Raw genomic sequence first — 6,217 nt, 5'->3', positions numbered from 1 at the left:
GAACAGGCCGAGTACCAGTCGCCAGCGGGGCACGAAGCGGCGCCAGCCGGTGCGCTTGGGCCGCTTCTGCTCGCCTCCTCCCCCCGCGCCGGCCGGCGCGGGGGGGGGGGGGGGGGGGGGGGGGGGGGGGGGGGGGGGGGGGGGCGCCCGGCCCGCGGGGGGCGGGGGCGGGGGGGGCGGGCCCCGCCCCCCCCCACCCCGGTCGGGTCAGCCGGTGTTGCGCAGCCCCGCCGCGACCCCGTTCACCGTGAGGAGCAGCGCCCGCGACAGCAGCGGGTCCGGGGCCTCGCCCCGGTCGGCGGCCGTGCGCTGCCGGGCCAGCAGGGCGACCTGGAGGTAGGAGATCGGGTCCAGGTAGGCGTCGCGGATCGCGAAGGTCTGCTGGAGCACCGGATGCGCGCCGAGCAGTTCGGAGCGCCCCGTGACCCGCAGCACCTCCCGCACCGTCAGCTCGTGCTCCGCCTCGATGTCCGCGAAGACGTGCTGGAGCTCGGCGGGGACGAGCGTGTCGACGTAGTGGCGGGCGATCCGCAGATCGGTCTTCGCGAGCGTCATCTCGACGTTGGAGATGAAGTTGCGGAAGAAGTGCCAGTGCTCGCTCATCTCGTCGAGCACGGTGTCGAGCCCGGCCTCGCGCAGGGCGCGCAGCCCGGAGCCGACTCCGTACCAGCCGGGCACGATCTGCCGGGACTGGGTCCAGCCGAACACCCAGGGGATCGCGCGCAGCCCGTCGAGGCCCGCGCCCGAGTCGGGGCGGCGCGAGGGCCGCGAGCCGAGGTGCAGCTCGGCGAGCTGGTCGACGGGGGTGGAGGCGAAGAAGTACGCGGGCAGGTCGGGGTCCTCGACCAGCCTGCGGTACGCCCCGTGTGCCGCCTCGGACACCGTGTCCATCGCCGCGTCCCAGCGGGCGAGTGCCTCGTCGGACTGGCGGGGCGCGGTGTGCAGGGCGGAGGCCTGGAGGGTGGCCGCGACGGTGAGTTCCAGGTTCTCCCTGGCCAGCGACGGGATGAGGTACTTGTCGGAGATGACCTCGCCCTGCTCGGTCACCTTGATCTCGCCCTCCAGGGTGCCCCAGGGCTGGGCGAGGATGGCGTCGTGCGAGGGGCCGCCGCCGCGGCCGACGGTGCCGCCGCGGCCGTGGAAGAGCCGGAGCCGCACTCCGTAGCGGTGGGCGACGTCGCGCAGTCGGCGCTGGGCGCGGTGGATCTCCCACTGGCTGGTGGTGATGCCGCCGAACTTGGAGGAGTCGGAGTAGCCGAGCATGACCTCCTGGACGTCGCCGCGCAGCGAGACCAGGCGCCGGTAGGAGGGGTCGGCCAGCATGTCGTCGAGGATGACGTCGGCGGCGCGGAGCTCGTCGGTGGTCTCCAGGAGCGGCACGATGCCGATCTTGGCCCAGCCGCCGTGCAGGTCGATGAGTCCGGCCTCGCGGGCCAGTACGGCCGCCGCGAAGACGTCGTCGGCGCCCTGGCACATGGAGATGATGTACGACTCGATGACCTCGGGACCGAACCGCTCGAAGGCTTCCTTGATGGTGCCGAACACGCCGAGGGTCTTGTGTCCGGCGGCGTCGAGCGGGGCGGGGGTGGGGGCGAGCGGGCGGCGCGAGCGAAGCTCCTTGGCAAGGAGCTTCTGCCGGTAGTCGCGCGGCATGTCCGTGTACCGCCAGGACTCCTCGCCGAGCCGGTCGAAGAGCTGGCCGAGCGCGTGGTGGTGGGCGTCGGCGTGTTCGCGTACGTCCATCGTGGCGAGCTGGAGGCCGAACGCGGACAGGGTCCGGATGGTGCGGTCCATGCGGCCGTCGGCGAACAGGGCGCCGCGGTGTGCGCGCAGCGAGGTCTGGATGAGGGCGAGGTCGTCGATGAGCCCGGCGGTGCCGAGGTAGTCGCGGCCCGGCTGGTGCGGGGTGCCCTTGGCGAGGCGGTCCTTGGTGTGGACGAGCTTCTGGCGGATCGCGGTCGCCTTGAGGCGGTAGGGCTCCTCCGCGTTGAGGCGCTTGTAGCGGGGGCTGATCTCGGGGAGCGCTTCGAGGTCGGCCTGGAGCGAGGAGAGCAGCTCTTCGGTGGCGCCGGCGTAGCGGATGGAGTTGGAGAGCAGTCCGCGCAGGTGGTCGATCGTGTCGAGCGCGTCGTTGATGCCGTGCTCGTGCTGGAGGATCAGCACCTCCCAGGTGACCGCCGGGGTCACGTTGGGGTTGCCGTCGCGGTCGCCGCCGATCCAGGTGCCGAAGGTGAGCGGGCGGGTGCCGGCGGGCAGTTCGATGCCGACCCGCTCCAGTTCGGCGGCGAGGTCTTCGAGGACGTCGCCGACGGCGCCCGCGTGCAGCTCGTCGAGGTAGTAGATGGCGTTGCGGGCCTCGTCGGCCGGTTCGGGCCGTACGACGCGGAGCTCGTCGGTCTGCCAGATCAGGTCGATGTTCTCGGCAAGCCGCAGGTCCAGGCGGCGCCGGTCGGACTCGATGACCGGGGTTTCCAGGAGTTCGGCGATGCGGCGCAGCTTGTTGAGTACGGAGCGGCGGGCGGCCTCGGTGGGGTGGGCGGTGAAGACCGGCCGGACGTTGAGGTTCTTGACGCTCTGGCGGACGTGGTCGGGGTCGCCGTCCTTGAGCATGTCGGCGGTGCGGGCGAGCAGTCCGCCCTCGGCGGCGCGGTGGGCGCGCAGTTCGCGGCCCCGGTGGACCTGCTCGGTCACGTTCGCGAGGTGGAAGTAGGTGGAGAAGGCGCGCACCAGCTTGGCGGCGGTCTCCACTTCGGTGCCGCCGAGCAGTTCGGCGGCGGCCTCGCCGTCGGTCCGGGTGAGGGCGCGGACCCGCTCGACGAGCTCCAGGAGCTCGGGGCCCTCCTGGCGGACGAGGGTCTCGCCCAGGAGGTCACCCAGTCGGCGGATATCGGCGCGCAGCTCGTTGCTGGCGGCGGGAGTCTGGTCGGCACTGCTCACAGGTGCGGCTCCTTGCAGTGTTTGAGCACGTCTGGAGGGGTACTGGAGGCTGCGGACCGCGCTGTCCGACGACACCCAGGATAGGTGTCCGTCCACGCCCCGCCGTCCACGGGCTCTTGTCCCGCGCCACGGCGCTGCCATACTTACGTTGCCGTAGGTTACGCACCCGTAGCCAGGCGTCTCCGCTCATTTTCCTCACCCTGCCGGGGGTACTTCCCCATGACCACCTCTCCCGATCTGCTCAAGTCGCCGGACGGGTCTCCCCAGCCGTCCGCGACGCTGGGCGGCGAGAGCAAACGCTCCGTCGAACAGATCGCCCTACTGCTGTTCATCACCGTGCCGTTCGTCGCCCTGCTCGCGGCGGTGCCGCTCGCCTGGGGCTGGGGGGTCAGCTGGCTCGATCTGGGCCTGCTCGTCTTCATGTACTACCTGGGCTGCCACGGCGTGACGATCGGTTTCCACCGCTATTTCACGCACGGCTCGTTCAAGGCGAAGCGCCCGCTGCGCATCGCGCTCGCGGTGGCGGGTTCGATGGCGGTGGAGGGCCCGCTGGTGCGCTGGGTGGCCGACCACCGCAGGCACCACAAGTTCTCGGACGCGGAGGGCGATCCGCATTCGCCGTGGCGTTTCGGCGAGACGCTGCCCGCGCTGCTGAAGGGCCTGTGGTGGGCGCACATCGCCTGGATGTTCGACGAGGAGCAGACCTCGCAGGAGAAGTACGCGCCCGATCTCCTGGGCGATCCGGCGATCCGCCGCGTCTCGCGCGACTTCGTCTACTGGACGGCGCTGTCGCTGGCGATCCCGCCGCTGGTGGGCGGTCTGGTCACCTGGTCGTGGTGGGGCGCGTTCACGGCGTTCTTCTGGGGCTCGCTTGTGCGGGTGGCGCTGCTGCACCACGTGACGTGGTCGATCAACTCGATCTGCCACGCGGTGGGCAAGCGGCCCTTCAAGTCCCGTGACCGCAGCGGCAATGTGTGGTGGCTGGCGGTGCTGTCGTGCGGCGAATCCTGGCACAACCTGCACCACGCGGACCCGACGTCGGCCCGGCACGGGGTGCTGCGGGGGCAGATCGACTCCAGTGCCCGCATCATCCGCTGGTGCGAGCGGCTGGGTCTGGCGTACGACGTGCGCTGGCCGAGCGCGGCCCGGCTGGAGTCGAAGCGGAACGAGGAGCCCCGGTCCCGGCGCAAGGAGAAGGCCGCCGAGGCGGCATGATGGACGACGTGGCGACCGACTCCAGCACCACCCGTACCACCAGCACCACTGGTTCCTCCCGCTCTGCGGGCGCGGCCGGATCGGCCGGTCCGGCCGAGAAGCCGAGGCGTACCCGCAGGACCCGGATGACCGGGGCCGAGCGGCGGGAGCAATTGCTGGACATCGGTCGCACACTGTTCGCGGAGCGGGGTTTCGAGGGGACCTCGGTCGAGGAGATCGCGGCGAAGGCGGGCGTCTCCAAGCCGGTGGTGTACGAGCACTTCGGCGGCAAGGAGGGCCTGTACGCGGTCGTGGTGGACCGGGAAATGCGGTCGCTGCTCGACCTGGTGACGGGCGCGCTGACCGCGGGCCATCCGCGGGAACTCCTGGAACAGGCGGCATTCGCGCTGCTCGACTACATCGAGACGAATACGGACGGGTTCCGCATTCTGGTGCGGGACTCCCCCGTCGCCCAGTCGACCGGCACGTTCGCCTCACTGATCTCCGACATCGCCACGCAGGTCGAGGACATTCTGGGCCTGGAGTTCAAGGCCCGCGGTTTCGACGCGAAACTGGCGCCTTTGTACGCCCAGGCGCTGGTCGGCATGGTGGCGCTGACCGGGCAGTGGTGGCTGGATGTGCGGAAGCCCAAGAAGGCGGAAGTCGCGGCGCATCTGGTGAATCTGGCCTGGCACGGTTTGGACGGCCTTGAGGCGAAACCGCGGTTGATAGGGCACCGCAAAAGCTGAGCGCCGCCGCACACCGGCTTAATTTTCACTTCAACTGCACAAGATTCGCCTGTAGTCTTCACGCGCAATCCCGGGGGGGCGCCATTCCTCGCGTGCCTCCGTCCGCGTCGGCCCGTTGTGCCGCCACGGTGTGTGCCGCGCCTTTTCTCTGCGCGCCGACGCGACGACGAATACCCGGCGAACTCATTTCCCCCGGCTCTACCCGCTTATTCCCATGGGGGAATTTTGTCCGCTGTGCGCACCGAGCGCGCGAGCCGCCTCGCGGCCTGCACCGCCCTCATCCTGTCGGCGGGCATGCTGCTCGCCGGCCCGGCCTCGGCCGACAGCCCCGCCCCGCACGTGCCCACCGCCTCCGCGCCCCGGCCCGCCGCCTCCGCGTCGGCGACCCTGCCGCACCAGCCGGCCACCCTCAAGGCACCGCGTGCGCCGGCCGCCAAGGGCGCCGTCCGGGCCAAGCCCCGCTTCGACGTGAACGGCGACGCCTACACCGACATGCTGTACCGGGATCCGAACGACAGCCTCTACCTGGAGACCTGGACCGAGAAGGTCAACCCCCAGTTCGCGAACAGCCTGGGTGCCTACAAGGACCTCATCCTGCCGGGCGACCTCGGCGGCGGCGCCGCTCCCGAGGTGCTCGACCTGTCCCCGACCGGCGTGATGGCGCTGCACGCAGACGTCAGCGGCAGCGGCGGCCTCGGCTACGGCGGCTGGTCCAGCTCCGGCTGGAACATGTACAACAAGGTCATCTCGGTCGGCGACGTCAGCGGCGACGGCAAGCCCGACCTGATGGCCCGTACGCCGAGCGGCGGCTGTACCTCTACGCCGGCACCGGCAACCCGAAGGCCCCGCTCAAGGGCCGGGTGAAGATCGGCACCGGCTGGGACATGTACAGGTACGGCATCTACTGAGCCGGACACCCGTAGCGGCCAGTGCCCTGCCCCTGCGGCTCGCGGGGGCAGGGCACTGCTGTGTCACGCCACCGGCGCCAGGAACTCCAGCCGGTTGCCCACCGGGTCCTCGGAGTAGAACCGCAGGTGCCCCGGCAGGTTGTCGTCCCAGACGACCTTCGCGCCGCGTTCCTCGATGCGGCGCGCGTACGCCTCGATCTCGGTGACGCGGAGCCCCGGATGGGCCTTCTTCGCCGGGCGGAAGTCGGCCTCGATGCCCAGGTGGAGCTGGACCGGACCGTACTGGAACCAGCAGCCGCCACGGGCCGCGAGGGCCGGGGGCTTGGGGATTTCGGTCATGCCGAGTACGTCCTCGTAGTACGTCCTCAACTGCGGTTCGCTGCCCGGCGGGGCGGCGAGCTGCACATGGTCGACGGCGGCAAGCATGGT

Annotated in this window: 5 protein-coding genes; 3 read left to right on the top strand and 2 right to left on the bottom strand. The window is 71.1% G+C overall.

The window, feature by feature from the left end:
• Nucleotides 1–207 precede the first annotated feature (207 nt).
• Entirely contained in the window at nucleotides 208–2,937 is a 2,730-nt protein-coding gene (gene ppc / locus ACIBK6_RS38595) for a phosphoenolpyruvate carboxylase (RefSeq protein WP_399057565.1), read from the bottom strand.
• 219 nt (nucleotides 2,938–3,156) lie between these two features.
• Between ppc and ACIBK6_RS38590 the strand changes: the two genes are divergently transcribed.
• From ACIBK6_RS38590 to ACIBK6_RS38580, 3 genes are all read left to right on the top strand, one after another.
• Nucleotides 3,157–4,152, top strand: a complete 996-nt coding sequence (locus ACIBK6_RS38590) for an acyl-CoA desaturase (RefSeq protein WP_399057563.1) — start codon at nucleotides 3,157–3,159, stop codon at nucleotides 4,150–4,152.
• Nucleotides 4,149–4,880 carry a TetR family transcriptional regulator gene (locus tag ACIBK6_RS38585; protein WP_399057561.1) on the top strand — a complete coding sequence of 244 codons (732 nt, stop codon included), beginning with the start codon at nucleotides 4,149–4,151 and terminating at the stop codon, nucleotides 4,878–4,880. Before ACIBK6_RS38590 ends, ACIBK6_RS38585 begins: the two co-directional genes overlap by 4 nt.
• A 234-nt stretch (nucleotides 4,881–5,114) precedes the next feature.
• Nucleotides 5,115–5,744, top strand: coding sequence for a hypothetical protein (locus ACIBK6_RS38580; RefSeq protein ID WP_399057559.1), 630 nt, complete (start codon nucleotides 5,115–5,117; stop codon nucleotides 5,742–5,744).
• A gap of 107 nt (nucleotides 5,745–5,851) precedes the next feature.
• Here the strand turns inward: ACIBK6_RS38580 and ACIBK6_RS38575 are convergent, their stop codons facing one another.
• Nucleotides 5,852–6,214 (bottom strand): VOC family protein, encoded by a 363-nt coding sequence (locus ACIBK6_RS38575; protein ID WP_399057557.1) that lies wholly within the window; start codon nucleotides 6,212–6,214, stop codon nucleotides 5,852–5,854.
• Nucleotides 6,215–6,217: the final 3 nt, after the last annotated feature.

Origin of the sequence: Streptomyces sp. NPDC050485 (assembly GCF_044458185.1) — a bacterium.
Taxonomy (GTDB): Bacteria; Actinomycetota; Actinomycetes; order Streptomycetales; family Streptomycetaceae; genus Streptomyces.
This window is presented reverse-complemented; position numbering and strand designations above follow the sequence as displayed.